This is a genomic window from Xanthomonas sp. NCPPB 3218, assembly GCF_056725185.1.
Map to the genome: position 1 here is coordinate 1,193,595 of NZ_CM161516.1, position 26,226 is coordinate 1,219,820.

Consider the following 26,226-nt stretch of genomic DNA (forward strand, 5'->3'; position numbering starts at 1 on the left):
TATCATGCGCTCCCGTTTCGCTGCGGCGAGCCGGCCCCTTCCCCAAGGAATCCCTCGCGCATGCGCATCCTGCTTGCCCGTCACGGCGAGACGCCGTGGAACGCCGAAGGCCGTTACCAGGGCCAGATCGATATCCCGCTGTCGCCGGTCGGCGAAGGCCAGGCCGCCGCCCTCGGCGCGCGCCTGCAATCGTTGGAGATCACCCGCGCGGTGGCATCGCCGCTGTCGCGTGCGCAGGCCACCGCCAGGCTGGCGCTGGGCAGCAACCGCGAAAGCCTGCTGCAGACCGATGCGGACCTGCAGGAAATCGCCCACGGCGAATGGGAAGGCCTGCTGGCCAGCGAGATCAACGACAAGGATCCGGCACGTCTGCGCGCCTGGCGCGACGAGCCCGATACCGTGCTGATGCCCGGCGGCGAGTCCCTGCGGCAGGTGCTGGACCGCAGCTGGCGCGGCCTGGCGCGCGCGGCCGAAGGCCTGGGCGCGGCCGATACCTTGCTGGTGGTCGCGCACGATGCGGTCAACCGCGTGATCCTGTGCAAGATCCTGGGCCTGCCGCTGTCCCGGCTGTGGACCTTCCGCCAGGCACCGACCACGCTCAACCTGCTCGAAGGCGAGGACGTGGATCATCTGGAAGTGGTGCGGCTCAACGACTGCGCGCACCACACGCCGTTTTTTGGTGAAGCCAAGCATCGGGCGCTGTAAGACAACGCCCGGCACGGACGCTGGATGAGACCGTGGCCTGTGATATCGGCACAATTGCCAGGTGGCCCAGGGCGCTTCGCTACGCTGTTTTTGGCAGCGTGTCCGGCCTGCTGGCGCTGGGGGCGTTCTCCGACTTCATTCCCGCGCCTTTCCTGTCCGGTCGGGCCTGGATAGCGCCGATGGTGCTGCTGGGAAGCGGTCTGACGGTATCGATCGTCGCGCCGGCCTATCGCATCGGCGGGTGGAAGGCGGTCGTTGGCAAGCAGCTGTTCAACACCGTGCTGGCGCTCTGCCTGGCGCCGCCGCTCTTGGGATTGCTGTGCTGGCTGGTGCTGGCCAGAGGTGGGCCCTGGGTCTACACCCGCATCGCCGGTGTCGATTTCGAAGAGACGCATGTCATGCAGACCGCCGCCATGCCCGGCGCGCGAGCGTGCAAATACCGGTTGAGTGGCGGGCCGCTCGCGCATCGTTTTCCGGGCCATCTGTGCATCGACGAAGCGCAATATCGGCGTCATCCCGAGCAGCGCGTCTCGGTGCTGTTGCGCGGTCAACGCTCCGTGTTGGGCATGCGCATTGCGTCCATTTCCGATGTCCCCTGACTGCGGGCGACAGCGCTCCTCCAGTTGCTGGCCGAGGCGCGCGCACCCTGTCGGCCCATGCGACGGTGCGCGATCTGCCGGCGTGCCTGGTGATATGCGCTGCGCGCCGGCAAACGGCGATAATGCGCTTCTTCTCGCGCAGCCCTGACCGTGAACGCAACCGACTCCCTCTCCGACTGGCTCGCCTACATCGAGCAGCAGCATCCGCAGAACATCGCCATGGGCCTGGAGCGCGTGCGCGAGGTCGCTGCGCGGTTGCAGATTGAAGCGCCAGCCAGGCATGTCATTGTCGTAGGCGGCACCAATGGCAAAGGCTCCACCGTGGCCTTTATCGAGGCGATCGCGCAGGCCGCCGGCTGGAAGGTGGGCAGCTACACCTCGCCGCATCTGCTGCGCTACAACGAGCGCGTGCGCATCGACGGCAACGAGGCCGGCGACGCGCAACTGGTGGACGCCTTTGCCGCCGTCGAAGCGGCACGTGGCCAGACCGCGCTGACGTATTTCGAATACGGCACGCTGGCGGCGCTGTGGCTGCTGCAGCGCTCCGGGCTGGACCTGGCGGTGCTGGAAATCGGCCTGGGCGGGCGCCTGGACGCGGTCAACATCATTGATTCGGATGTGGCGGTGATCACCACCGTGGATATCGACCACACCGATTGGCTGGGCGAAGACCGCGAGGCGATCGGCACCGAGAAGGCCGGCATCATCCGCGCCTGGAAGCCGGTGGTGCTGGGCGAAATCGACCCGCCGTCGAGCGTGTTGCGGCGGGCCTACCAGTTGGGCGCCAATGCGATCCGCGCCGGCAGCGACTATTTCTTCGAGCCGATCGAGGCGCAGCACCCGGACGCGCCGCAGTGGCGCTGGCGCGATGTCGCGGTGACCGTGGAGCTGCCGATGCCGGCCTTGCAGGCGCCGGTGCAACTGGCCAACGCCGCCGCGGCGATCGCCGCGTTGCAGGCCTTGCCGGTGGAACTGCCCGATGCCGCCTGGGCGCAGGGCATTGCCAATGCACGGGTGGCCGGGCGCCTGCAGCGCAGCGACATCGATGGCGTGCAGGTGCTGCTGGATGTCGGCCACAACCCGCAGGCCGCGCGCGCGCTGGCCGATGCGCTGGGCGCGCAGGCGCACACCGGCACCACCCATGCGATCTACGCCGCATTGGCGGACAAGGATGTGCTGGGCGTGGTGGAGGCGGTGGCCGCGCAGGTCGACCATTGGGCCCTGGCCGGGCTGGACGGTGCGCGGGGGCAGTCGGCGCAGGCCTTGCAGGCCCGTCTGCAGGGCAGTGCCGCAGCGCAGGCGGCCTGCCATGGCGATGTGGCGGGCGCACTGCGCGCGGTGCTGGCGCAGGCCTCACCGGGCGATCGGGTGCTGGTGTTCGGCTCGTTTCATACCGTTGCCGACGCCCTAAGCGCACTTCGTTCAGTCCACCCGGGTCGGTAGCCCGGCTGCGGCCTTATAATCGCCGCGGCACCCCGCCACGCCGCCTCTCGTCTCTCTACGTGGATACTGCTCTGAAACAGCGACTGATTGGCGCCATCGTTCTGGTGGCGCTTGCCGTGATCTTCCTGCCGATGCTGGTCAAGGGCCCTGCGCCGTCGAGCGGCGTGGCCGATGTGCCGCTGGAGGCGCCTGCCGCACCGGCCAATGGCGAGTTCGAAACCCGCGAATTGCCGCTGGTCACCCCGGGCGATGCGCCTGTCGGTGGCGCGCTGGGCATGCGCGGCGCCGCCTCGGCGCCGGCTGCGGTGCAGGACAACCCGGACGCGGCCGATCTGGCCAACCCGTCCAGCGCGCCGTCGGCGCCTGAGGTGGCGGCCGGCAACTACGCGGTCAACTTCGGCGCCTACGCCACCAGCGCCGACGCCGACGCGGTGCTGGCGCGGCTCAAGCAGGCGCAGCTGCCCGGCTTCAGCGAAAAGACCCAGATCAACGGCCGCCCGGCCTGGCGCGTGCGCGTGGGGCCGTATGTCGACCAGGCGCAGGCCGAATCGGCGCGCCTGCAGGCAGTGAAGGTGCGCAGCGACGTCAACGCCCAGGTGGTGACGCTGGATGCCAATGCCGCCGCGCCAGCGCCTGCAGCCAGTACACCGACGCCGGCCCCGGCCGCAAAACCCAGCAGCAGCGTGGCCGCCGCCAGCACCGCCGCACCGACCAAGACCGAAAGCCTGCCGCCAGAACCGGCCAAGCCGGTGGCCGCCGCGCCCAAGCCGGCCGAAGCGCCCAAGCCCGCTCCGGTCAAGCCGGAGGTGGCGAAAACGGAGCCGGCCAAGCCCGAGCCGACCAAGCCGGCCGTCGCGGCGCCCGCCGCGCCGGCAGCGCCTGCGGCCAGTTCGGTCGGCTTTGCGGTGCAGCTGGGCGCCTTCGGGCGCGCCGAAGACGCCGACGCCTTGCGCGACCGCGTGCGCGCCGCCGGTTTCAGTGCCTTCGTCGAACAGGTGCGGACCGACAAGGGCGCGCTTAACCGCGTGCGGGTCGGCCCGGTGGCCAACCGTGGCGATGCCGAACAGTTGCGTGCGCAGGTGGCGGCCAAGGTCGGCATTTCCGGCATGGTGCGTCCGCATCCGTAAACGACTGCGCCGCCAACCGGCGGGCGCGGTACATGCCGGAGATCGGCATGACGGTTGGTTCGCTACGCGCAGTGCGGCTCGTCCGCAGCCCGCCCGATCGCCGCTTGCGTGGTATCGCCAGCGGCGAGCGGATTTCCTGATCGCCTCACACCCATGGAGGGGAGCGCAATGAACACCGAGCCAGGTTGGACCAGCGGCGCGCGCGTCGCGCGGAGAAGTGGGTAATGATCGACATGGTGCTGGGCGTCATCATCCTGGTGTCGGCCCTGTTGGGCCTGCTGCGCGGATTTGTCGCCATCGTGGTCGGCACGCTGTCGTGGTTGCTGGCCGGCTGGGCGACATTCCAGTTCGGCGGCCCGGCCGCACGCTGGATCGCCGACGGCAAGCATCCGTCGGCCACCGAATCGTTTGGCGGCTACGCGATGGTGTTCGTGGGCGTGCTGATCACCGTGGCAGTGATCGGCATGGTGATCCGTGCCGGGGTGGATGCGGTGCGCCTGGGCGGGATGGACCGCATGCTCGGGTTCGGCCTGGGTCTGGTGCGCGGCGGTTTTCTGGCCAGCGTGCTGGTGCTGCTGATGAGCTTCACGCCGCTGCCGCGCGAGCCGTCCTGGCGCCAGTCGATGCTGATGCCGATGCTGTCGCCGGGCGCGAGCTGGATGCGGGCGCAACTGCCGGCCTGGCGGATGCCGTCGATGGACATGCCATCGATGGAACTCGGCAACTTGCCAACGGAGTTGGGGAAGTTGCCCTCGGCAGGCGATAATACGGACCTGGGCAAGGCGCTGTCCGGGTCCGGTCTGAGCGACACCATCACGCGTGCGCTCGGGCAACCCGGTAAAGCCGCCAGCGACGGACGCGATCCGGCGCAGGCGATGCCGGCCAATATCGATCCGGCGCAGGTTCGCGGCGGAGAAAGCGACCCGGCTCGGGTCGAGTCCCAAGGCCAGGCACGGCCCCCTTCACAGTAACGGCGCAAGCCGTAGCGGAGAACGCGCACCATGTGTGGCATCGTCGGTATTGTCGGCAACCAGAACGTCGCCGGGCAGCTCTATGACGGCCTGACCGTCCTGCAGCATCGTGGGCAGGACGCCGCAGGCATCGCCACCGCAGACGGCACGCGCCTGCGTGTGCAAAAGGCCAACGGGCTGGTACGCGACGTCTTCGACGAAAAGAAGATGGCGGTGCTGGAAGGCCGGGTCGGCATCGCGCATTGCCGCTACCCGACCGCAGGCTCGGAAGGCATGGACGAGGCGCAGCCGTTCTACGTCAACTCGCCCTACGGTATCGCGCTGGCGCACAACGGCAACCTGATCAACACCGAGGCCTTGCGCCAGCAGGTCTTCGAAGCCGACCGCCGCAACATCAACACCGATTCGGACAGCGAAGTGCTGCTGAACGTGTTCGCCTACGAGCTGGACGCGCAGCGCATGCTCACCCCCGAGGCGGCGATCCGCGCGGTGGCCGGCGTGCACCGCCGTTGCAAGGGCGGCTATGCGGTGGTCAGCGTGGTGCTGGGCCTGGGCCTGGTGGCCTTCCGCGACCCGCATGGCATCCGTCCGCTGGTGCTGGGCAAGCGCGAGCATGCCGAAGGCACCGAATACATCGTCTCCTCCGAATCGGCCGCGCTGGACATCCTCGGCTACCAGCGCGTGCGCGACGTGCGCCCCGGCGAGGCGATGGTGATCACCGCGCGCGGCGAGCTGTTTTCGGAAGTCTGCGCTGCGCCGACCGTCAACGCGCCGTGCATCTTCGAGTACGTGTACTTCGCGCGTCCCGACTCGATGATCGACAACATCTCGGTGCACAAGGCGCGCATGCGCATGGGCCTGAAGCTGGGCGAGAAGATCCTGCGGCTGCGCCCGGACCACGATATCGACACCATCATTCCGATCCCGGACACCTCGCGCGATGTGGCGCTGGAGATGTCCAACGTGCTCGGGGTGAAGTACCGCGAGGGCTTCGTCAAGAATCGCTACGTGGGCCGGACCTTCATCATGCCGGGGCAGGGCGAGCGGCAGAAATCGGTGCGGCGCAAGCTCAATCCGATCCACCTGGAGTTCCGCAACCGCGTGGTGCTGCTGGTCGACGATTCGATCGTGCGCGGCACCACCAGCCGGCAGATCGTGCAGATGGCGCGCGATGCCGGTGCGCGCAAGGTGTATCTGGCCTCGGCCGCGCCGCCGGTGCGTTATCCCAATATCTACGGCATCGACATGCCGGCCGCCGAAGAACTCATCGCGCATGGCCGCAGCGAGCTGGAAATCCAGGAATTTTTGGGCTGCGACTGGCTGATCTACCAGGATCTGGAAGACCTGGAAGTGGCCGTGCGCGAAGGCAACCCGGACATCCAGCAGTTCGATTCCTCGTGCTTCAACGGCGAGTACATCACCGGCATCGAACCGGGCTATTTCGAACGCATCCAGCAATTGCGCTCGGACGATGCCAAGAAGCGTCGCCGCGCGTGAGGCAGTGCGGTAGCGCTGCAGCTCGGCGCTACCCAGACGTGGCCTAGAGCCGCAGTGCCACGCAGGAGTACCTGCGTGGCGATCGCGCGATTTGATTGCTGCCGATCGACAGGCGGGTGCGCTGCGCTGGTTCGATAGTGGCGCCAGCCGCTGGTTGTACGCAGATCGCACCTGCGACGGCTGCGTAGGGATCTCGATCGCCGCTGCAGATCGAAGCGCCAGTTGTCGATCTGGCGGCTACCGCAACGACGGAGTGATGGACACGATGGATCTTCTGCAAGCCGCACATGCCTGCCTGCAAGCGGCCGATCCGCTGGAGAAGGTCGCGTTGACGCAGCGACATGCGGCCGCGTTCCGCGCCGGTGCGTTGCCGTTGCCACCGCCGCAGGCGGCGCCTCCGGAGCCGATCCGCATGCCTGGCCGACCTGCAAGGCCGGTGCTGGTGCATCCGCGCGAGGTGCCGCGGCGCGGGCTGGGCAACCCGGAAGGCCGCGCCGCCTTTATCCACGCCATCGCGCATATCGAGCTCAACGCCATCGACCTGGCCTGGGATGCGGTGTATCGCTTCCGTGGGTTGCCGGCGGCGTTCTATGCCGACTGGGTTGGCGTGGCCGACGACGAATCGCGCCACTTCATGCTGCTGCGCGCGCGATTGCATGCACACGACCATGACTACGGCGACTTCGCCGCGCACAACGGCCTGTGGGAAATGTGCGAGAAAACCGCGCACGACGGTCTGGCACGCATGGCGCTGGTGCCGCGCGTGCTGGAAGCGCGCGGGCTGGATGTGACACCGGCGATGATCGTCAAGCTGCGCTCGCTCGGCGATACCGCCACTGCCGAGGTGCTGGACACCATCCTGCGCGAAGAAGTGGCGCATGTGGCGGCCGGCTCGCGCTGGTACCGCTGGTATTGCGCGCAGGCCGGCATCGAGCCGCGCGCGCGCTTCAAGGCGCTGCTGCACGAGTACGCCGGCGGTTACCTGCATGGCCCGTTCAATCTGCAGGCGCGGCTGCTTGCCGGCTTCGATGAGGACGAACTGGCCGATCTGGTGGAGCAGGCCGGCTGAGCCGCTGGTGGTGAATATGTGGGCGGGCTGCAGTGCGCGATCTGTGATCACTGTTTGCGGAGCAGATTGAATCGGCCAGTACCGATGCCACGCTGGGTGATGCGCGTTTGCAGCCTCGCTCTCGAAGGACCGAGCGCATTGCGCGGCAGAACGATCGCAGCGCACTGGGGCGATGCGCATCGCATCCCTTCGTCATGACATCGTGCCCCGCGCCTAGCTACCGCCAAACGCGACAGGCCATCTGCGCGGCAACGCGCCTTCGATCACCGGACTGTGCGCTGGGTCCTGCCGCACAGCTGCCGGAATCGCATCCATTCAACGGCAGACATCACAAAACCGTAATTTTCTCTTGTAACAACTTGCAATCGGCACGGACCGACGCGCCTTAATGGCGTCCCGGGGGCAGGGGCCCGGTGTTTCACATCCGTTACTTCCATGTCTAAGGAGAGAGAGACGATGAAGTCGAAGTCGATGTGCACCACGGTGGGTCTGATCGCCATGTGTCTGGCCGGTTCGGCCGCCGCTGCCGGCAAGCCGCTGTATCAATCCGGCCCTGCGCTGAGCCGCAGCGCAAGCGCCACCGCCACTGCCGAACCCTCGTTGCAGCGCCTGCTCAGCGCACCGTCCACCGCCAACGTGCAGGTGGTCCAGCTCGACGCCGGTGCCGTCACCGCCTCGGAAAAGCTGCTGGAACTGCAGCTGGATGGCCAGACCGTCACCGCCACCCAGGCCAAGGTCGATGCGCTGGAAGGCGGCGATAGCGTGTGGTACGGCAATCTCGGCCCGCGCGCCGGCACCCGTGCCCGCACGCTGTCGGGTGTGGATCCGCTGAACTCGGCCATCCTGGTACGCAGCGGCGATACCGTCACCGGCACCATCCGCTACGCCGGCAAGCTGTATCGGCTGCGGCCGCTCGCCGATGGCCGCCACGTGCTGGTGCAGGTGGAAGAAAGCCGCCTGCCGCAGGAACACCCTGCCGAATACAGCCTGCTGCCGAAGATCGACATGCCCAGCGACGGGCGCGTCACCGCGGCCGCCGCATCGTCGGGCAGCCCGGCGACCATCCGCGTGCTGGTAGTGGCCACCAATCAGGCGGTGACCGCCTACGGCGGCAACATGCAGTCGCTGGTGCAACTGGCAGTGGCCGAGGCCAACCAGGGCTACATCAACAGCAATGTCGGCATCACCTTGCAGCTGGCGCGTTACGAGACCACCAGCTACAGCGAAACCGGCAATTTCACCACCGACCTGCAGCGCTTCCGCGTGACCAACGACGGTTACATGGACAGCATCCACACCAGCCGCAACACCTATACCGCCGATGTGGGCGTGATCGTATTGAACAACAGCAGCTACTGCGGCCTGGCATCGGGCATCGGCTCAACCGCAGCGACCGCGTTTGCCTCGGTGTACTGGGATTGCGCCACCGGCTATTACAGTTTCGCGCATGAAATCGGCCACCTGCAGAGCGCCCGGCACGACGCCACCAACGACCCCAGCACCTCGCCATATGCCTACGGGCACGGTTATCGCTACGGCAACAGCTGGCGCACCATCATGGCCTACGACTGCAGCAGCAGCTGCCCGCGCCTGAATTACTGGTCCAACCCCAACATCAGCTACAACGGCGTGCCCATGGGCAACGCCAGCACCGCCGACAATCAGCGCGTGCTGGTCAACACCAAGGCCACCATCGCCGGCTTCCGCTGAGGACCAAGCCGATCGTTCCGTCGTCGGGCCCGGCACGCAGGTGCCGGGCCTTTGCCGCTACACGCAGGCGCAGTGATCGCGCAGACTAGAGGCACTGCCGGCAGCTGCCGGCGTGTCCTGCGGAGCGGAGCACCCATGTCCAAGTCCCTGCGTTATGCGGCGCTGTGCCTGGTCGCGCTGGCAGTTGCCGGCTGCAAACAGCAACCTGCCGACCCGGCCCCTGCGCCACCCAAACCGGCGGTGTCCGCGCCGGCAGCCACGACCGCCAACGATGCCCGCGCCCGCGCGCTGGATGTGCTGGAAACCCGCCTGCAGAACGACCATTTCTATCCGGACAACTGCATCAGCATCGTCGACGAAGACGACGCTGAGCCCTCAGCGGATGCGTTCGACTTCGCAGTGCGCGAGCGGCATGGCAACGAGTGCCCCGGCGATCCGCAGACCAACCCGGTGCGCGATCGGTTCCGCGTGCAGGCCGATGGCACGGTGCTCTGGTACGACATAGTCAATGGCGACTTTGTCGACTACGCCGAACATGCGCGCAGCATGCAGTGATGCGTCTGGAGGCTGCATGGACCGTGCGGTTGCGTATCAGCAGGCTGGCGCGATCAGGCGTGCCGACAACCCGTCAAGCTGCATTCCAGCACGGGTGAACAGCACACCGAGGGCGCGCAGGCATGATCTCGAAACCACGGCGCTCACCTGCAGACGGAGCGGCACGTGCCCATCGCGGTCCGTCGCTTGCAAACGGGGTACGGGCGAGCGGTCTGCGCCGAGCTGGCCGCCCGCTACCTGCTGGCGCCACGTTAAAGCGGCAACTGCTCCAGCGACACGCCGTCGGCATCCACATGCAATACCGAGCCTTGTTCGTACCAGTCGCCCAGCACGATGCGCGTGCAGGTCTGGCCGCCGGCCTGCAGGGTGTGGATTGCAGGGCGATGGGTGTGACCATGGATCAGGCGGTCCAGGCCATACCGCACGAAGGTGGCCTCCACCTCGGCCGGGGTGACATCGGTGACGGTCTCGAAGCGCGACTGGTCGCCCTGCTTGAGTTCTGCATGACGCGCCTGGCTGGCAGCGCGTGCCTGCTGCGCGAAGGCCACCCGCGCGGCCAGCGGCTGCGCCAGGAACTGCGCCTGAAAGACCGGATCGCGCGTCTGCGCACGGAACGCCTGGTAGGCGGTGTCGTCGGTGCACAGCAGATCGCCATGCATCAGCAAGGTCGGGTGTCCGTACAGATCGACCACGGTGGGGTCGGGCAGGATGCGGAAGCCCGCACGTTGTGCGTACGCCTCGCCGACCAGGAAGTCGCGGTTGCCCGGCATGAAGAACACCGGCACGCCGCTATCGGCCACCGCATGCAGCGCCACGGCCACCGCATCGGCAGCGGTCGATGGCGTGTCATCGCCGATCCAGGCTTCGAACAGATCGCCGAGGATGTAGAGCGCGTCGCTACCGGGCACCTGCGTGCGCAGGAAGTCCAGAAACAGCTCGGTGATCGCCGGCCGGGCCGGATCCAGATGCAGGTCGGAAATGAACAGGGTCGTCATCGCGCCATTGTACGGCGGGAGCGCGGGACGGGAATCGGGAATCGGGAATCGGGAATCGGTGGAGCGTTGCATCGCGGAGCGAGTGCCGGGTGAACGGCTGGCTGCGGCAACGAGAGGATCACCGGCCTGGTCGGGCAGATGCCGCGATGACAGCGCTCAATCCTCAGCCGAGCAACACCGGCAATCCCCACAGCGACAGGCTGGCCAGCACTACGCCGATCGCGGTGGCAGCGAGGACATCGCTGGGATAGTGCAGGCCCAGCACCACGCGCGACAGCGCCACGCCGGCCGAGAACGGCACCAGCAGGGGCGCCAGCCACGGGTAGTAGGCCAGTGCCACGATGCTGAAGGACACCGCATGCAAGGTGTGGCCGGACGGAAAACTGAACTCGTCCAGCGGCGCCACCCAGGCGCGGATGCGCACGTCGGCCGCGTACGGGCGTGGCCGACGCGTCCAGCGCTTGAGTGATTTGTACAAGGTCAGCGCGAGCACGCCGGTGGCGGCCATGTGCGCAGATGCGCGCACGCCGTCCATGCCGTCGAGCAGCACCAGCAAACCCATCAGGCTGTACCAGAACACCCCATCGCCGAGCCGGCTGATGGTGGCGAATGCGCGCCGCACCGGGTGGCGCCGGCACCAGTGGTTGGCGCGCCGGCACCAGCGCGCTTCGTGACCGCGCAGAAGTTCAAGCCGCGTTGCCGACATAACGCCCCCGTGCCGCAGTGATGCCCATCAGCAAGGCCTCGAAGTCGGAGACCACGTTGTCCGGATGCAGTTTCTTCATCGCCTGTGCGGCCGCCGCACCCTGGCGCTGGCGCATCGCATCGTCGTTGGTGAGTGCGACGGCCGCCTGGATGAACGCCTCGTCGTTCTCCACTGCCGCACCGCTGTGGCCGCTGCGCAGATACTCGCGTGCGGCGCCGTAGTCGAAGGCCACGGTGGCCACACCACTGGCCATCGCCTCCAGGGTCACGTTGCCGAAGGTCTCGCTGCGGCTGGGGAACAGGAACAGATCGCCGCTGGCGAAGTGGCGCGCCAGCGCCTCGCCGCGCTGGATGCCGCAGAAGATGAAGTCCGGATTCTCGTGCGCGATTTTTTCGCGTGCCGGGCCATCGCCCACCCAGACGAAGCGCGCCTTCGGGCGGATCTGCTGCAGCTTGCGGAACGCGCGAATCGCCAGCGGCAGGTTCTTTTCGTTGGCGATGCGTCCGACATAGATCGCGGCGAAGCCTTCGCCCTCGATGCCCCATTCGGCACGCAAGGCCGGATCGCGCCGGGCCGGATCGAACTGCTGGCTGTCCACCGCGCGTGCCAGCAACTGCACGCGCTCGAAGCCGCCGTCGCGCAGGAACTGCTGCAGCTCGCGCGTGGGCACCAGGGTGGCCTCGGCCTGATTGTGGAAGCGGCGCATCCAGCGCAGCGCAGTACCCTGCAGCCAAGCGGCACCGTAGTCGGGCAGGTATTCGTCAAAGCGGGTATGGAAGCCGGTGGCGACCGGAATGCCGAGCCGGCGTGCCGCACGCATCGCCGACCAGCCCAGGGGGCCTTCCGTGGCCACATAGACCGCATCCGGTTGCGTGATTTGCCAATGACGAACGAGGCGTTGGGTTGCCGGCAATCCGAATTTCAGTCCCGGGTAGCGCGGCAGCGCCGCGCCGCGCACCAGCAGGGCGGTGGCCGCATCGGTATCGCCGCTCTGCCGTGGACGCACCACGTCCACCTGGTGTCCGCGTGCGCGCAGGCCGGTTTCCAGCCCGTGCACGGTCAGCGCAACACCGTTGACTTCGGGGGGATAGGTTTCGGTAACGATCGCGTAGCGCATGCCCGTTCTCCGGTTTTCGCTAGCTTCCGGGAGGGCGATGGCATGGATGTTGCGCGGATAAGTCGCGGCGGTGACAAGTGCGACGGGATTAGGAATTCGGGATTAGAGATTCGCAAAAGCGGCTTTTGCGCATCTGGGCGAACACGCAATACATTACGTGCCGCGGTCAACGAATCCCGAATCCCAAATCCCAAATCCCGCCTGAGGCCGCAGGCCTCAGGTCACAAACGGTTTGAACGCGATCCCCAGCCCGGCCATGCTCTCGACTTCGCCGATCAGGTCGGCGCGCAGCAGCGGGCGCGAGTCGATCCAGCTTTGCGACAGGATCAACGACAGGCGGGTGTCATCGGCGGTGAGTTCCAGGGTCGGAATCGGGTCCGATTCGTGGGCGCGATGCAGCAGCACCGCCAGCCGCAGCAGCGCGGCCTTGCGCCGGGTCGGCAGCAGCAGGCGGTCCGGCAGCGCATCGAACGCGGTCTTGGGCACGTTGCGCCGGTGCGTGCGCACCAGCGATGCCAGCACCTGCTGCTCCTGCCGCGAGAAACCGGCGATGTCCGAGTGCTCCAGGATGTAGCTGCCGTGCACGTGATACTGGCTGTGCGCGATGATCAGGCCCAGCTCGTGCAGGCGCGCAGCGCGGCGCAACACCTGCGCGTCGTCGCCATCCAGCTGCCAGGATTCGCAGACCTGGTCGAACAGCCGGCAGGCAGTGGCTTCCACGCGCTGCGCCTGCACTTCGTCGATGCCGTAGCGCTGCACCAGCGAGGCCACCGAGCTGTCGCGCGGGTCGTTCTCGCCACCGCGGCCGAGCATGTCGTAAAGGATGCCTTCGCGCATCGCCGCCTTGCTGACCATCAGCTTCTCCAGCCCCAGGGCCTGGAATGCCGCTTCCAGCACCAGGATGCCGCCAGCGATGATCGGCCGGCGTTCGGCGGCCAGGCCGGGCAACTGGATGTCTTCGATGCGCTTGGCCTTGAGCAGTTCATCGCGCAGCGCCGGCAGCGCCTCGGTGGTGATTGCGCCCTTGGTGAGCTTCATCGCCGCACAGATCTCGCCGATGGCCTTGTGCGTGCCGGACGAGCCGATCGCCTCGTGCCAGCCCAGCGCCTTGTACTGATTGGCGAACTGCTGGAACTCGGCGCCGATCTCGGTCAGCGCATCCTTCCATTTCTTCTTCGACAGCTTGCCGCCGGGAAAGAAGCGGCGCGTGCTGGCGATGCAGCCGGCCTGCAGGGACTCGCGTTCCAGGGTCTGGAATCCGCGGCCGATGATGAACTCGGTCGAGCCGCCGCCGATGTCGATCACCAGCCGGCGTTGATCGGGCTTGGGCGGTTGCGCATGCGCAACGCCGAGATAGATCAGGCGCGCTTCCTCGCGTCCGCTGACGACTTCGATCGCATGCCCGAGCGCGGTTTCGGCCGGCATCAGGAACGCCTGCGGCGAGCGCAGCTGACGCACCGTGTTGGTGGCCAGCGCGCGTACGCGCAACGACGGCACTTCCCGGATGCGCTGGCCGAAGCGCGCCAGGCATTCGAGCGCGCGCTGGCGCGCTTCGTTGGAGAGGCCACCCTTGCCATCCAGGCCGTCGGCCATGCGCACGGTTTCGCGCAGACGATCGACCACGCGCAGCTGACCCATCAGGTAGCGCGCAATGACCATGTGGAAGCTGTTGGATCCTAAGTCGATGGCGGCGAGGAAATCGCCATCGCGCAGGGGCGGGATCGTGGGGGAGGGCATTGGCATGGGCGCATGGTAGCCGATGGGCCGTTGGCCCCGTGAGGGGCCACGCCCGCGCCGCTTTCAGATCCGCTCGAGCAAGGTCATCTGCGCCGAATGGGCCGGCTCGCCAGGGCCTGGTAGGCGTTTGTGATAGACGCCGTCGGCATCCAGCTCCCAGGCGTTGACGTTGTCGTCCAGGTAGTTCTGCAGCACTTCGCGGTAGACGCGCTTGGCCAGATCCGGGTCCAGGATCGGGAAGCAGGTCTCCACGCGCCGCAGCAGGTTGCGCTCCAGCCAATCGGCGCTGGCGCAATACAACTCTGCCGCGCCATCGTTGCCGAACCAGTACACGCGGCTATGTTCCAGAAAACGCCCCACGATCGAGCGCACGCGGATATTGTCGGACACGCCGGGAACGCCCGGGCGCAGCGTGCAGGCGCCGCGCACGATCAGGTCGATCTGCACACCGGCTTGCGAGGCGGTATACAGCGCACGCACGACCTGCGGCTCGTTGAGGGCATTCATCTTGGCGATGATGCGGCCCGGGCGGCCGTTGCGGGCCAGCCGCGTTTCGCGCTCGATCCGCTTCAACACGCCGGCGTGCAGGGTGAAGGGCGACTGCAGCAACTGCTCCAGCTTCATGCGCGGGGCCAGCCCGGACAACTGCTGGAACAGCATGTGCACATCGCTGCCGATTTCCACATCCGCGGTGATCAGGCTGATGTCGGTGTACAGGCGCGCGGTGCCGCTGTGGTAATTGCCGGTGCCCAGATGCACATAGCGTTTGAGCTTGCGTCCCTCGCGGCGCACGATCAGCAGCATCTTGGCGTGCGTCTTGAAGCCGACCACGCCGTACACCACCTGCACGCCGGCTTCCTGCAGCTTGTCGGCCAGGCCCAGGTTGGCCTCTTCGTCGAAACGCGCGCGCAGCTCCACCACCACGGTGACGTCCTTGCCGTTGCGCGCGGCCAGGATCAGCGCATCGACGATCAGCGAGTCCTTGCCGGTGCGGTACAGCGTCTGCTTGATCGCCAGCACGTTCGGGTCGACCGCGGCCTGGCGGATCACGTCCAGCACCGCGGTGAACGCATCGAAGGGGTGATGCAGCAGCACATCGCCCTTGCTGACGATCTCGAAGATGCCGTCGTTGTCGCGCAGGGTGCGCGGATTGAACAACGGATACTTCAGTTCGGGGCGCTGCACCAGATCGTAGACCTGGGTGACGCGGCTCAGGTTGACCGGCCCGACGATGCGGTACACCGCGTTTTCGTTCAGACCGAAGTTCTGCAGCAGGGTGCGCATGATCGGCGCCGGGCAGTCGTGCGCGATCTCCAGGCGCACCGCCGGGCGATAGCCGCGGGTGACCAGCTCGTCGCGCAAGGCCAGCGCCAGGTTCTCGACCTCTTCCTCGTCCACCACCAGTTCGGAGTTGCGGGTGACGCGGAACTGATACGAGCCCTTGACCTGCATGCCGGGGAACAGCTCGTCGACGAACTCGGACAGCACCGAGGACAGGAACACGAAGCTCTGCGCGCCCTCCGGCGACAGGCTCGCCGGCAGCTGGATGATGCGCGGCAACGAGCGCGGCGCACGCACGATGGCCAGATGACCGGCGCGCCCGAATGCGTCCTGGCCCTCCAGCACCACCACGATGTTCAATGTCTTGTTGAGGATCTTCGGAAACGGATGCGCCGGGTCCAGCCCCAGCGGCGACAGCACCGGCATGATCTCGTTGCGGAAGTACGCCCGCAGCCAGCGCTTCTGACGCGAGGTCCAGGCCGTGCGGCTGAGCACGGCCACGCCGGCATCTTCCATCGCCGGGCGCAGCACTTCATTCCATGCGTGGTACTGCTGTTCGACCAGCTTGGCGGCGCGGTCGTGCACCGCGTTGAGGATGGCGGTCGGGCTCAGGCCATCCGGTGCCGGCGGCAGGCCGAACTCCTGCGCATGCCGCACGGTGGCGGCGCGGATCTCGAAGAATTCATCCAGGTTGGTGCAGGAAATGCACAGGAACCGCAGCCGTTCCAGCAATGGCACCTGCTCGTCCAACGCCTGTGCCAGCACCCGGAAATTGAAGTCCAGCTGCGACAGTTCCCGGTTGATGTACAGCGCCGGATCGCGCAACGGATCGGTGGCGATGTCCTCGGAAGGTGTGACGTCGTGCAGTTCTTTGGCGTGGCCCATTGGAATCGGTCATCAAGACGGAGATGGTGTGCGGCGTGGCAGCGCGCCAGAGGCAGCGCAGGCGATGTAGCGCGTCATGCGCGCGTGCATCGCACCGCGGTGGTGCGGCGCGCACCTCTTACATATCACGCCGAACGTGACAGTGGCAGGGACTGATCGCGCTGCACGACGCGCGCAGCGACAAAATGGCATGAGAATTCGCTCCCGCGTCCGACTTCGCTTTCGATTTCCAGACGCGCCTGGTGCAGTCCCAGGATGTGCTTGACGATCGACAGCCCCAGCCCGGTGCCGCCACTCTCGCGCGAGCGGCTGCTGGAGACGCGATAGAAGCGCTCGGTGATGCGCGGCAGATGCGAGGCGGGAATGCCGTAGCCGGTGTCGCGCACCGCCAGGGCCGCGCCATCGCCTTCGCGCACGAAGCGGATCGTCACCGTGCCGCCGCCGGGCGTGTAGCGCACCGCGTTGGTGACCAGGTTGGAGAAGGCACTATGCAGTTCCTTGTTGGAGCCGAGCAGGTCCACGCCGGCCTCGTCGAACACTTCCACGGTGTGGCGGCCCTGGCTGTGCGCTTCGGCCTCGCGGCGCAACGTCGACAGCATCGGCGCCATCGCCACGTGTTCCTCGCCGAGTTCTTCCTGCGATTCCAGCCGCGACAGCGTCAGCAGATCTTCGACCAGCTGCGCCATGCGCTGCGACTGCTTGCGCATCTCGGCCAGCATCGGGCCCGAATCGGGAAAGTCTTCCGGGTCGAGCATGTCCAGATAGCCGTGCACCACCGTCAATGGCGTACGCAGCTCGTGCGAGACGTTGGCCACGAAGTCGCGGCGCACCTGCTCCAGCCGCAGCAGCTTGCTGACATCGCGCGCCACCAGCAGCCAGTAATCGTCCGAGTAGGGGATCAGGCGCAGGTTCAGGCGCAGGTCCGGATCCACCGGCGAGGCGGCGTCGAGCATGGGCTCGGCATTGCGGCCGGCGGCCAGCCAGTGCGCCAACGGCAATGGCTGCAACCGCTCCACCACCGACACGCCCATATCGCCCGGATGATGCAGCCCCAGCAGTCCGCCCGCGGCGCGGTTGAACCACTGCACGCGCTGGCTGTTGCGATCCACCACCACCACCGCATCCGGCAGCGCCTGCGCGGCGGCGCGGTAGGTACGCAGCATCTCGATCAGGCGGCGCTTGCGCCCGCGCATTTCGGCCTGGCTGCGATAGAGCAGGCGATCCAGCTCGTTCCAGGCGCCGATCCCGGCGGCGGGCTCGGCGCGCTGGCGCGCGGTCAGGCGCTGCAGCACCTGGCGCAGCCGCCAGTAATGCCAGGCCAGCACCCCCAGCGCGGTCAGCGTCAACGCCATCCACACATGCTCGATCAGCACGCCGACCAGCACGGCAGCGCCCAGCAACAGCGCGAGAGTGCCGAGCGTCTTGAGCCAGGCGGAACGGATATGTTGAGGCATGGAAGGCGTTACCACGGAGCGTCAGTAGGCGTGCGAGCCGGCCGGCCTGCAGGGCCGACCGGCTGTGCGGCAACCACTAGGTTGCCGAAGAGAAACGGTAGCCCGAGCCACGCACGGTCTGCACCATGTTTTCCAGGCCGAACGGTTCCAGCGTCTTGCGCAGGCGGCGGATGTGCACGTCGATGGTGCGCTCTTCCACATACACACTGCCGCCCCAGACATGATCCAGCAGCTGGGTGCGGGTATACACGCGCTCGGGGTGTGTCATGAAAAAGTGCAGCAGGCGGTACTCGGTCGGGCCGATCGGCACCGGCGCATCGCCGGCAAACACCCGGTGCGCGGCGCCGTCGATGCGCAGGCGGCCCACGGCCACGCTGCCGTCCTCGTCGTCCTCGCGGGTGCGGCGCATCACCGCGCGGATGCGCGCCAGCAACTCGCGCGCCGAGAACGGCTTGACCACGTAATCGTCGACCCCGGCTTCCAGGCCACCGACGCGGTCGTTCTCTTCGCCGCGCGCGGTCAGCATGATGATCGGAATCTCGCGGGTCAGCTGTTCCTTGCGCCAGCGCCGTGCCAGATCCAGCCCGCTGGTGCCTGGCAACATCCAGTCCAGCAGGATCAGGTCCGGCACGCGGTCGGCGATGGCGGTCTGCGCTTCGCGGGCATCGCCGGCATGGATGGGTTCGAACTCGCCTTTGCGCAGCGCGAACGCCACCATGTCGCGGATCGCGGGTTCGTCGTCGACGATCAGAATGCGTTTTTGCACGCGGGGCTTACCGTCTGGCTTTGGTTGATCGCCAGTAGACTACGGTTTTGTGACTCTAATGTGACATGCCTGACGACAGCCGCCGCGGCCGAAGCGGCCTGTGCCGCTGGCAGGGGCGGTGTTGAACCCGTCGACCCACGCCCGAATGACCATTGCGCCAACCGTCACATGCGCTAGCGCGTCGACAGATCCGGGTCGCGGATGCCTTGCCGGCGCAGCTCCAGCACGGTCGGCGTGATCGCTGCGATGCGTGCATCCACCCGCGCCCGTGTCACATAGTCGAGATCTTTCTTCTTCAGCGCTTCCAGCTGGATCAGCGCCTGTTCCGGACGTCCGTTCAAGTACGCAGCTTCGGCATAGGCCTCGCTGGCGCGCAGATGGTCGCCGGACAGCTCGCAGGCGCGCGCGTAGGTCTGTTGCAACAGGGGATCTTCGCTGCTGCGATGCAGGAGCGGCTCCAGCACCTGGCGCGCGCGCTGGCCGGACTCCTTGCTGGCCTGCTCGTTGAGCGCGCCGGCATAGGTCAGCGCCACCGCGCGGTTGTTCGGCAGTTGCTTGAGCAGCGCGTCGAAACGCGCATTGGCCACCTCGCGCTGGCCCACCCGCGCCTGCGCCTCGCTCAGCCCCAGCGTCAGCCACAGGTTGTCGGGGTGCGCCTCCAGCAGGCTGGTCAGTTCGGCCACCGGCTCGCCGGGCCGCCCGCCGCTGTTGCGCAGGCGTGCCAGCGCCAGCCCGTAGCGCTGCGCATCGGTCAGGCCGTGCTTGGCACTGCGGCGCAGGGTCTCGTATTCGCGGATGGCCGCATCCGGCGTGGTGGCGCTGAGCACGCGCAGGCGTTCCTTGGCCCAGTCGAAGTTCTGCTGGTCGCCGCTGCGGCTCAGCGCATCCACCGGCAGCCGCAGCGCATACGGCAGCAGTGCGTTGCCGTTGCGGCTCAGCGGTTCGGACAGCGACGGGTCGGCCGGGTCCACCCGTTCCTGGCGCGTGCCGCCCGGCACCGAGGTGGTCAGCACCACGGTGTTCTTCTTCATCTGCTCGGCGCGCGCCTTGGCCTCGCTGATGCGGGTGACCGTGACCGGGTGGGTCTGCAGAAAGTCCGGCGCGCTGTAGCCACCCTCGTTGGCGCGCATCGCCACCGACATGCGCTCGAAGAAGCCGGCCATCGCATCCACGTCGTAGCCGCTGCGCACCAGCGTGCGGATGCCCAGCCGGTCGGCCTCGGATTCGTTGGAGCGGGTGTAGTCGATCTGGCGCTGCTGCATCAGCCCCATCGCACTGGTGATGCCGGCCATGGTGGCATCGCCCTTGGAATTGCCGCCGGCCTGTTGCGCGGCGACCACCGCTGCCAGCATGCCGAGCAGGATCGGGATCTGGTCGCGCTGCGCCCGTTCCACCCCGCGCAGCACATGCTGCTGGGTGACGTGGGCGATTTCGTGCGACAGCACCGCGGCCACCTCGTCCTCGCGCTCGGCGGTCAATACCAGCCCGGCATTGACCGCGATATAGCCGCCCAACGTGGCGAAGGCGTTGATCTGGCGGTCGCGCAGCATGAAAAACGTGAATGGCTGCTGCGGCTGGTCGCTGTTGGCGCCGAGCCGGGTGCCCATGGTCTGCAGCCAGTCGGTGATCAGCGGGTCGTCCAGCACGTAGTCGTAGTTGCGCAACTCGGCCAGCATCATCTTGCCGTACTCGGCCTGGCGCGCCGGGGTCAGCAGCTCGCCGGCAGAGGAGCCGATGTCGGGCAGGCGGTTTTGCTGCGCGGGTGCCACCCCGATGGCAACGGCCAGCGTGAGGGCGGTGGCGAGCGGTAGCAGGCGCAAGTGGAACTCCCAGGTGGTGCGCGGAGCATGCGGGCAGCACGGCGCGATGGCGTGAATCATCGGTTAATCCACAGTGTTGCGGTGACGACATGGAAATTCCAGTCGCCCGGTACCATTGTCAGACCTCAGACCAACCACGGAGTTTCCCGTGAGCCAAGATACCAACGTGCAGGATGCGGCCAGCGGCCCGCAGATCACCCTGTATTCCTCCGCGATCTGCCCGTACTGCGTGGCGGCCAAGAACTTCCTCAAGAGCAAGGGCCGGACCTGGACCGAGGTGCGCATCGATCTGGACCCGGCCGAGCGCAACAAGATGGTTGCGCTGGCCAAGCGCACCAGCGTGCCGCAGATCTTCGTCGGCGACGTCCATGTGGGCGGCTACGACGACATGATGGCGATGCACCGGGCCGGCAAGCTCGAGCCCTTGCTGGCCGGCAACACAGGCGGCCAGGCATGAGCGAGACCGGCAGCGGCAGCGACGACCGGCTGCGCGAGTTCACCGAATTCCGCCAGCGCATGAACCAGCGCATCCTGGCCGAGCCCAACCAGGTGGTGCGCCGGTTCTTCGCGCTGGACACCCAGACCTACCAGGCGGGCGCGCTGGACGTGAAGACCAAGGAACTGCTCGGCCTGGTCGCCTCGATGGTGCTGCGCTGCGACGACTGCATCAGCTACCACGTCGCCCAGTGCAAGGAGGCCGGCGTGACCCGTGAGGAATTCTTCGAAACCTTCTCGGTCGGCCTGGTGGTCGGCGGCTCCATCGTCATCCCGCATCTGCGCCGCGCGGTGGACTTCCTCGACCAGCTCGACGGCGGCGCCCCGGCACCGGAGCAGCACGCGCACGGGTGATTGGGGCGGGAGTGGTGATTCGGGATTCGGATTCGTAACGGCGGGCGAGGGCACGTGCCGCCTGTTGTTGGCGGCTTTGCGTTGAGGTGGTCCGATTTGGGCACCGGCCGCTGGCTGGGACGGCAGGTGCTTTCAGGCAGCTGCACCGAAGTTGTGCCTGCAGGCGGTGGTACGCGCGGCCATTCGCTGCACCGAATGGCCGCCGTGCGCAGCTGGGGGCTCTTAGACCAAGGTCGGTTTGGGCGCCTTCACCGGCATCGGGCATAATTGCCTGTGAAACCTCCTTGCGCCGCTCTGCCGGGTATTGCGGCTGGCGCTCCCCCCTTCAAGTTCGGAAACCCAACGTTATGACGCAGACAATCACGGTCATCCGCGGCGACGGTATCGGCCCGGAGATCATGGATGCCACGCTGTTCGTGCTCGACGCGCTGCAGGCTGGCCTGACCTACGAGTACGCCGACGCTGGCCTGGTCGCGCTGGAAAAGCACGGCGATCTGCTGCCCGAGTCCACCCTGGCCTCGATCACCAAGAACAAGGTGGCCCTGAAAAGCCCGCTGACCACCCCGGTCGGCGAGGGCTTCAGCTCGATCAACGTCGCCATGCGTCGCAAGTTCGACCTGTACGCCAACGTGCGTCCGGCCAAGTCGTTCCCCAACACCAAGTCGCGTTTCGCCGATGGCGTGGACCTGATCACGGTGCGTGAGAACACCGAAGGCGCCTACCTGAGCGAAGGCCAGACCGTGTCCGAGGACGGCGAGACCGCGTTCTCCGGCGCCCGCGTCACCCGCAAGGGCTCCGAGCGCATCGTGCGCTACGCCTTCGACCTGGCGCGCGCCACCGGCCGCAAGAAGGTCACCGCGGTGCACAAGGCCAACATCATCAAGTCGACCTCGGGCCTGTTCCTGAAGGTGGCGCGCGATGTGGCCACGCAGTACCCGGAAATCGAGTTCCAGGAAATGATCGTCGACAACACCTGCATGCAGCTGGTGATGCGTCCTGAGCAGTTCGACATCATCGTGACCACCAACCTGTTCGGCGACATCATCTCCGACCTGTGCGCCGGTCTGGTCGGCGGCCTGGGCCTGGCCCCGGGCGCCAACATCGGTGTGGACGCGGCGATCTTCGAGGCCGTGCATGGCTCGGCGCCGGACATCGCAGGGCAGGGCAAGGCCAACCCGTGCGCGCTGCTGCTGGGTGCCGCGCAGATGCTGGACCACATCGGTCAGCCGCAGAACGCCGAGCGCCTGCGCGAAGCGATCGTGGCCACCCTGGAAGCCAAGGATTCGCTGACCCCCGACCTGGGCGGCACCGGCAACACCATGGGCTTTGCCAAGGCCATCGCCAGCCGCCTCTGAGCGACACGGCGACAGCAAAAAAAGGGCGCCCAGGCGCCCTTTTTTTTGCGTTGAGTCCAGGGATTTGGGGAGTCGCTCTTACGAATCCCCAATCCCGACGCTCGATTCCCCGCTCAATTCCGCGACTGCAACTTCGACAGCAAGCGCAGGAACTCGATGTACAGCCACACCAGCGTCACCATCAGGCCGAACGCGCCATACCACTCCATGTGCTTGGGAGCGCCCTGTTCGACACCGCTTTCGATGAAGTCGAAGTCCAGCACCAGGTTCAGTGCAGCCACCACCACCACGAACAGGCTGAAGCCGATGCCGATCAGGCCAGAGTCGTGGATGAAAGGGATGCGCACGCCGAACAGGCCCAGCACGATGGTCGCCAGATACACCAGCGCAATGCCGCCGGTGGCTGCCACCACGCCCAGCTTGAAGTTCTCGGTGGCCTTGATCATGCCGCTGCGATAGGCAAACAGCAGCGCGAACATGGTGCCGAAGGTCAGCAGGACCGCCTGGAACACGATGCCGTTGAAACGCGCCTCGTAGACTGCCGAGATCGAGCCCAGGAAGAAGCCTTCCACCAGCGCGTACAGCGGCGCAGTGACTGGGGCCCAGGTCGGCTTGAAGCTGGTCGCCAGTGCAAACACCAGCCCGCCGATCGCGCCGGCGATCATGTACAGCCGCGCGGCAGGCAACGGAGCGCCATCGGCCCCGATCGACTGCGACCAAGCGAAGGCGGCGGTGACCACTGCCATCAGCAACAGCAGGCCGGTCTTGTTGACGGTGCCGTTGAGCGTCATCGCCTGACCATCGCGGGTGACTACCGAGCCGGAACCGAGGTCGAGGAAGGTGGATTCCCGAAGGGCGGGATTGCCGCTACGCATGCGTGTTCTCCATGAAATGTAGATGCCTGCCGACTTGGCGAGCGATGCCGCGAGGATACCGGATCGTCCGATTTACACAGAGTGATTGACAGCAAGGCCAATCATTCCCAAAATAGCCGACCTTTCCAGCCTTCGGGATTGAAAGGTCCCGCCGGGGTATAGCGCAGTCTGGTAGCGCGCCTGCTTTGGGAGCAGGATGTCGGGGGTTCGAATCCCTCTACCCCGACCATTCCGAGCTCTTGACGGCGTGGGAATGCGAAGTTCGGTCCGGGCGCCCGTAGCTCAACCGGATAGAGCACCGGCCTTCTAAGCCGGCGGTTACAGGTTCGAGTCCTGTCGGGCGCGCCATCGGCGGTGCGGTAGGAAGTAGGTTTCAGTGGTGGCTGTAGCTCAGCTGGTTAGAGTACTGGATTGTGATTCCAGATGTCGGGGGTTCGAGTCCCCTCAGCCACCCCACTGATTGCAGGAAAAGTTGGACCCGATGCATCGCGGGGTGTTGCAACGACGCAAAAACGCGCATACAATGTGCGACCAGTTTCAGGGCCGTTAGCTCAGTTGGTAGAGCAGTTGACTCTTAATCAATAGGTCCAAGGTTCGAATCCTTGACGGCCCACCAAACAAAAGCACTTAGGCATCCGCCTAGGTGCTTTTCTTTTTGTGCTGAGGAAAAGATGACGCAAGGAATCGGCTGCAGCTTCGCTGTCGTCTCGGTCGGCGGCCGCGGCAACGCAGTGCCGATCTCGGCCGGGCACGATGTCTGGCTTGTGTCAGGTGCGCAATCGCCACCGGTCGTCGCTGCCCGGTCGAGCGAGCGCACATAAGGCCTGCTGTGTCCGGAGCATTGCGGCATTCGATCCTGGGCCAGGTTGGCGTCTTCGCGATCGTCGGTCCTCCGCTCGGCGGGCTGCTGGGCCTGGTGCTGTTGACCCAGTTCGACCTGCTGACCGCGTTGTTGATCGTTGCCTGGTCCTACGGCCTGGTGTTGCCGGTGATTGCCTGCGCCGCGGCGGGATGGCTGTGTGCGCGCATCTGTGCCTGGCGGTACCGTGGGCGCCGGCCCAACCTGCTGGTCCACGTTGGCATCGGTGCGTTGAGCGGTCTGCTCTCGACCGGGGTGATCGTGCTGCTGCTGGCGATCATCGGCGGCTGGTCGATGATGTCCGACCGCACGGTCATGCTGACGCTGCTGCAGTGTGGTCTGGCGGCAGGTGGCGCCTGCGCCGTGCTTGTCTGGCTGATGTGGTCGCGCCTGGCAGTGTCGCCTCGCGCGAGGTGACGGGCCGTCAGGCAACGTCCATCAGCACACGCAGGAAGAGGTTCTTCGCTGCACTGGATGGCGCTGACGGCCCCGAAGCGATGCGCTACGCCTGATAGGCGATGGGCAACTGCAGCCGTGGCCGCTTACGGCGCTGCGGCGGGCGCGGGCGCCGCGCTCTGCTGCATGCGTGGGAACGCCAGCGTAAAGCGTGCGCCCTGGCCAGGCGCCGATGTCACTTCGACAAAGCCACCTGCCTGACGGACCGCGCTGTACACCTGCGCCAGCCCCAGGCCCGCGCCTTTGTCGGCATCCTTGGTGGTGAAGTACGCTTCGAACAGGTGCGCCTGCACGTGCGCATCCATGCCATGCCCGTTGTCGGCCACGGCGATGGTGACGTAGCGCCCGGCCCGCCTGGCCAGGCTGGCCTGTTCTTCAGCGACCACGGCGTCGCCGGTCTCCACGCGAATGACGCCGCCACCCTGGCAGGCATCGCGGGAGTTGATCACCAGGTTCAAGATGGCGCGTTCCACCGTATGGCGATCGACCATTGCGCAGCATCCACCTTCGGTGGTGCGCAGCTGCAATTGCAGATCCGCGCCGACCACCTGTTCGAGCAGGGGGCCGAGCTGTTCGGTCAAGGCAGCCAGGTCCACCGATTCCGGGCTGTACGGATATTGCCGCGAAAACCCGACCAGGCGCTGTGCCATGACCGAGCCATGTTGAAGCGCCGCGTCGGCCACGCTCAACAGCTTGGCATCGTGCGCATCGATCCTGGCGCGCTGTACCACCAGTTCGATGGCCGAGGTTGCCGCCTGCAGCACGTTGTTCAAATCGTGCACCACGCCGGCCAGCAGTTGTCCTACCGCTTCGCCCTTTTGCGCCTGCTCGGAAATCTTTTCGGCAGCGCTCTGTGCGGCGCGCGCAATGTCCAGATCGCCTTCGATGCGCTCTTGCAGATCGCGCAGGCTGTGCAGTTCGCTCGACAGCGAATGTTCGCGCGCGCGCGCCAGGCGCAGCACGCCGCTGGAAAACGCGCGCTCTGCGGCCAGGGTCGAATCCAGTGTGCGAAAGGCGGTCTCCAGCGCGCGGCGGTCGGAAATGTTCCTGCTCACCGCCAGGATTGCTTCGACCTTGCCAAGCGCATCGAACAGCGGGCTGGTGACGACCTGCCAGATCTGGCGCACGCCGGCGAAGTTCACGCCGGCGGCCTCGAATTCCTGGATCGAACCGGCACGGGAGCCGGCGATGGCCGCATCCACCAGCCCGGCTGCCTCCGCTGGCCACAGGTCGCGCCACTTCCGCGCGATCAGTTGATCCTGATGACTGGCGCCAAGCTCGGTCAGGCCATTGACGTTGATGGCGGTAATCCGCCCATCGAGGTCGATCTCCTTGATGCAGTCGCGGGACAGGGCCACGATCTGCCGATACCGATCTCTCATCGCGATGACTGCC

General features: G+C 66.7%; 23 protein-coding genes and 4 tRNA genes. 17 read left to right on the forward strand and 10 right to left on the reverse strand.

Annotated features, from left to right (window positions below; translation table 11 throughout):
* Positions 1-60: 60 nt before the first annotated feature.
* From AC1PLS_RS05215 to AC1PLS_RS05255, 9 genes are all read left to right on the forward strand, one after another.
* Complete coding sequence (locus AC1PLS_RS05215; RefSeq protein WP_016902223.1) at positions 61-705, forward strand: histidine phosphatase family protein; 645 nt, start codon at positions 61-63, stop codon at positions 703-705.
* A gap of 98 nt (positions 706-803) precedes the next feature.
* Positions 804-1,304: a hypothetical protein gene (locus AC1PLS_RS05220; protein WP_184456435.1), complete on the forward strand. Its 501-nt coding sequence runs from the start codon at positions 804-806 to the stop codon at positions 1,302-1,304.
* A gap of 150 nt (positions 1,305-1,454) precedes the next feature.
* Positions 1,455-2,747, forward strand: a complete 1,293-nt coding sequence (folC, locus tag AC1PLS_RS05225) for a bifunctional tetrahydrofolate synthase/dihydrofolate synthase (protein WP_481104257.1) — start codon at positions 1,455-1,457, stop codon at positions 2,745-2,747.
* A gap of 59 nt (positions 2,748-2,806) precedes the next feature.
* A complete protein-coding gene (locus AC1PLS_RS05230; RefSeq protein ID WP_481104258.1) occupies positions 2,807-3,874 on the forward strand; it encodes an SPOR domain-containing protein in 1,068 nt (355 codons plus the stop codon).
* 224 nt (positions 3,875-4,098) lie between these two features.
* A complete protein-coding gene (locus tag AC1PLS_RS05235) occupies positions 4,099-4,845 on the forward strand; it encodes a CvpA family protein (protein WP_016902227.1) in 747 nt (248 codons plus the stop codon).
* Positions 4,846-4,875: 30 nt separating this feature from the next.
* A complete protein-coding gene (gene purF, locus AC1PLS_RS05240) occupies positions 4,876-6,342 on the forward strand; it encodes an amidophosphoribosyltransferase (protein WP_016902228.1) in 1,467 nt (488 codons plus the stop codon).
* Positions 6,343-6,607: 265 nt separating this feature from the next.
* Positions 6,608-7,411, forward strand: a complete 804-nt coding sequence (locus AC1PLS_RS05245) for a ferritin-like domain-containing protein (RefSeq protein WP_126965175.1) — start codon at positions 6,608-6,610, stop codon at positions 7,409-7,411.
* 456 nt (positions 7,412-7,867) lie between these two features.
* Positions 7,868-9,121, forward strand: a complete 1,254-nt coding sequence (locus AC1PLS_RS05250; protein ID WP_481104259.1) for a zinc-dependent metalloprotease — start codon at positions 7,868-7,870, stop codon at positions 9,119-9,121.
* Between the two features lie 135 nt (positions 9,122-9,256).
* Complete coding sequence (locus tag AC1PLS_RS05255; RefSeq protein WP_184379673.1) at positions 9,257-9,676, forward strand: hypothetical protein; 420 nt, start codon at positions 9,257-9,259, stop codon at positions 9,674-9,676.
* A gap of 251 nt (positions 9,677-9,927) precedes the next feature.
* On the opposite strand, the gene lpxH is transcribed toward AC1PLS_RS05255, so the two are convergent.
* The 8 genes from lpxH to AC1PLS_RS05295 form a co-directional block, all read right to left on the reverse strand.
* A complete protein-coding gene (gene lpxH, locus AC1PLS_RS05260; protein WP_016902232.1) occupies positions 9,928-10,671 on the reverse strand; it encodes a UDP-2,3-diacylglucosamine diphosphatase in 744 nt (247 codons plus the stop codon).
* A gap of 163 nt (positions 10,672-10,834) precedes the next feature.
* Positions 10,835-11,377, reverse strand: coding sequence for a phosphatase PAP2 family protein (locus tag AC1PLS_RS05265; protein WP_016902233.1), 543 nt, complete (start codon positions 11,375-11,377; stop codon positions 10,835-10,837).
* Positions 11,358-12,494 (reverse strand): glycosyltransferase family 4 protein, encoded by a 1,137-nt coding sequence (locus AC1PLS_RS05270; RefSeq protein WP_104553641.1) that lies wholly within the window; start codon positions 12,492-12,494, stop codon positions 11,358-11,360. Before AC1PLS_RS05270 ends, AC1PLS_RS05265 begins: the two co-directional genes overlap by 20 nt.
* Before the next feature lie 216 nt (positions 12,495-12,710).
* Positions 12,711-14,231, reverse strand: a complete 1,521-nt coding sequence (gene ppx / locus AC1PLS_RS05275) for an exopolyphosphatase (RefSeq protein ID WP_184380451.1) — start codon at positions 14,229-14,231, stop codon at positions 12,711-12,713.
* Positions 14,232-14,294: 63 nt separating this feature from the next.
* Complete coding sequence (gene ppk1 / locus AC1PLS_RS05280) at positions 14,295-16,397, reverse strand: polyphosphate kinase 1 (protein WP_481104260.1); 2,103 nt, start codon at positions 16,395-16,397, stop codon at positions 14,295-14,297.
* 125 nt (positions 16,398-16,522) lie between these two features.
* On the reverse strand, positions 16,523-17,851 hold the full coding sequence (gene phoR / locus AC1PLS_RS05285) for a phosphate regulon sensor histidine kinase PhoR (RefSeq protein ID WP_016902237.1): 1,329 nt from the start codon (positions 17,849-17,851) through the stop codon (positions 16,523-16,525).
* 76 nt (positions 17,852-17,927) lie between these two features.
* Positions 17,928-18,617, reverse strand: a complete 690-nt coding sequence (gene phoB / locus AC1PLS_RS05290; protein ID WP_002806631.1) for a phosphate regulon transcriptional regulator PhoB — start codon at positions 18,615-18,617, stop codon at positions 17,928-17,930.
* 173 nt (positions 18,618-18,790) lie between these two features.
* Positions 18,791-20,437, reverse strand: coding sequence for a M48 family metalloprotease (locus AC1PLS_RS05295; protein ID WP_481104478.1), 1,647 nt, complete (start codon positions 20,435-20,437; stop codon positions 18,791-18,793).
* A 148-nt stretch (positions 20,438-20,585) separates the two neighbouring features.
* On the opposite strand from AC1PLS_RS05295, the gene grxC reads away from it, so the two are divergent.
* The 3 genes from grxC (at position 20,586) to AC1PLS_RS05310 (ending at position 22,641) form a co-directional block, all read left to right on the forward strand.
* Positions 20,586-20,894, forward strand: a complete 309-nt coding sequence (gene grxC, locus AC1PLS_RS05300; RefSeq protein WP_016902239.1) for a glutaredoxin 3 — start codon at positions 20,586-20,588, stop codon at positions 20,892-20,894.
* Complete coding sequence (locus tag AC1PLS_RS05305) at positions 20,891-21,286, forward strand: carboxymuconolactone decarboxylase family protein (protein WP_046345833.1); 396 nt, start codon at positions 20,891-20,893, stop codon at positions 21,284-21,286. Before grxC ends, AC1PLS_RS05305 begins: the two co-directional genes overlap by 4 nt.
* Before the next feature lie 347 nt (positions 21,287-21,633).
* Positions 21,634-22,641: an isocitrate dehydrogenase gene (locus tag AC1PLS_RS05310; RefSeq protein ID WP_005998180.1), complete on the forward strand. Its 1,008-nt coding sequence runs from the start codon at positions 21,634-21,636 to the stop codon at positions 22,639-22,641.
* 113 nt (positions 22,642-22,754) lie between these two features.
* On the opposite strand, the gene AC1PLS_RS05315 is transcribed toward AC1PLS_RS05310, so the two are convergent.
* A complete protein-coding gene (locus AC1PLS_RS05315; protein ID WP_039523860.1) occupies positions 22,755-23,516 on the reverse strand; it encodes a Bax inhibitor-1/YccA family protein in 762 nt (253 codons plus the stop codon).
* A 152-nt stretch (positions 23,517-23,668) separates the two neighbouring features.
* On the opposite strand from AC1PLS_RS05315, the gene AC1PLS_RS05320 reads away from it, so the two are divergent.
* From AC1PLS_RS05320 to AC1PLS_RS05340, 5 genes are all read left to right on the forward strand, one after another.
* Positions 23,669-23,745: transfer RNA gene (locus AC1PLS_RS05320), tRNA-Pro, on the forward strand.
* Between the two features lie 42 nt (positions 23,746-23,787).
* Positions 23,788-23,864: transfer RNA gene (locus tag AC1PLS_RS05325), tRNA-Arg, on the forward strand.
* A gap of 31 nt (positions 23,865-23,895) precedes the next feature.
* Positions 23,896-23,972 (forward strand) — tRNA-His (locus AC1PLS_RS05330).
* An 84-nt stretch (positions 23,973-24,056) separates the two neighbouring features.
* Positions 24,057-24,132: transfer RNA gene (locus tag AC1PLS_RS05335), tRNA-Lys, on the forward strand.
* Positions 24,133-24,345: 213 nt separating this feature from the next.
* Positions 24,346-24,792 (forward strand): hypothetical protein, encoded by a 447-nt coding sequence (locus AC1PLS_RS05340; protein ID WP_226426743.1) that lies wholly within the window; start codon positions 24,346-24,348, stop codon positions 24,790-24,792.
* Positions 24,793-24,917: 125 nt separating this feature from the next.
* Here the strand turns inward: AC1PLS_RS05340 and AC1PLS_RS05345 are convergent, their stop codons facing one another.
* On the reverse strand, positions 24,918-26,213 hold the full coding sequence (locus AC1PLS_RS05345; RefSeq protein WP_481104261.1) for a sensor histidine kinase: 1,296 nt from the start codon (positions 26,211-26,213) through the stop codon (positions 24,918-24,920).
* Between the last annotated feature and the right edge of the window lie 13 nt (positions 26,214-26,226).